Annotated in this window: 1 protein-coding gene; it reads left to right on the forward strand. The window is 67.7% G+C overall.

From position 1 onward, the window contains the following. A partial coding sequence (locus GT030_RS03880; RefSeq protein ID WP_237522179.1) for an LCP family protein occupies window positions 1–1,542 on the forward strand: 1,542 nt, incomplete at its 5' end. Window positions 1,543–1,667: the final 125 nt, after the last annotated feature.

Raw genomic sequence — 1,667 nt, forward strand, 5'->3', positions numbered from 1 at the left:
GAGCGCGGCGCCGAGGTACCGCAGCCGCGTCGCCGCAGGGGGGCCGAGCCGGAGCCGCCGCCAGGGCGGCGCAACCGGCGCCCGGTGAAGAAGAAGTCGAAGGCCAAGAAGATCGTGGCCTGGACCGGCGGGGGTCTGGCGCTGGTGCTGGTCGCCACGGGCTCGGCGGGCTACCTCTACCTCAAGCATCTCGAGGGCAACGTCTCCGCGACCGACGTCGGCAGCGCGGCGAAGCAGGGCTTCAGCAAGGACGGCGCCTTCAACATACTGATCATCGGCACCGACAAGCGCACCGGCGCCGGCAACGAGGGCTACGGCGACAAGAACAGCGTCGGCCACGCGGACACCAACATCCTGCTGCACGTCGCCAAGGACCGGACCAACGCGACGGCGCTGAGCATCCCCCGCGACATGATCGTGGACGTGCCGGACTGCGAGACCCTCCAGCCCGACGGCAGCAAGAAGGTCATCCCCGGCTCGAGCCAGGTCCGCTTCAACACCAGCCTCGGCCAGGAGGGCCGGGACGCGGGCTGCACGATGCGCACGGTGAAGGCGGTCACGGGCATCACGCCGGACCACTTCATGATGGTCGACTTCAACGCGGTCAAGACGCTGACCTCGGCGGTCGGCGGCGTCAAGGTCTGCCTGAAGCACGCGGTGAACGACAAGGACTCCCACCTGCAGCTGCCCGCCGGCGAGTCCAAGGTCGAGGGCGAGCAGGCGCTGGCGTTCGTCCGTACCCGGCACGCCTGGGGCAACCAGGGCGACCTGGACCGGATCAAGGTGCAGCAGCAGTTCATGGGGTCGCTGATGCGGGACATGTCCTCCAGCGACACCCTGACCAATCCCAGCAAGCTGCTGGACCTCGCCGAGGCGGCGACCAACGCGCTCACCGTCGACAAGGGCATCAAGTCCGTGAGCACGCTCAAGGACATAGCGCTGGAGATGAAGAAGGTGCCGCCGAAGAACATCACCTTCATGACGGTGCCGGTGAAGGACAACCCTGCGGATGGCGTGATCCACAAGACCGTGATCGTCAACCCCGAGCTGGGGCCGCCTGTCTTCGACGCCATCAACAACGACGTCTCCTTCACCGACGTCAAGAAGAAGGAGAAGGCCGCCAAGGACGCCCAGGCCGCCCGGCTCAAGGGCACCAGGTCGGCCCCCTCCGACGTGCGGGTGCGCATCATGAACGGCGGCGCGGCCGACGGCGCCGCGCAGGATGTCGTGAACTGGATGCAGACCGAGAAGGGCATCCTCAAGTCGGAGAACGCGGGCAACGCCCCGGCCGAGGTGAGCAGGACGACGCTGGAGTACGCGCCCGACCAGGCACCGCAGGCACGCGAACTGGCCGCCCTCATGGGCCTGTCCGGCTCGGCGCTGAAGCCGGGTAAGAGCGTCACCAACGCCCAGGGTCTGCCCACGATGTCGCTGACACTGGGCAAGGACTTCAAGGGCGCGGGTGTCTCGCTCACCGCTCCCGCCAAGGCACCGGACGTGAGTGACAAGTCCACGGCCGACAAGGTGGAGTGCGCCTCCTAGGTAACCCAATGGGCCCGTCGTGCGTCTAACTCGGCGCGGGACGGGCCCGTTTGCTGCGTGTGTGGTGGAAGGACGGGGAGTTGTCGCAAAGTCGGGTTCGGGAGAGGGGTTCGGTGGCGCAGGAC

The organism is Streptomyces sp. SID1328 (assembly GCF_009865595.1).
Taxonomy (GTDB): Bacteria; Actinomycetota; Actinomycetes; order Streptomycetales; family Streptomycetaceae; genus Streptomyces; species Streptomyces griseoluteus.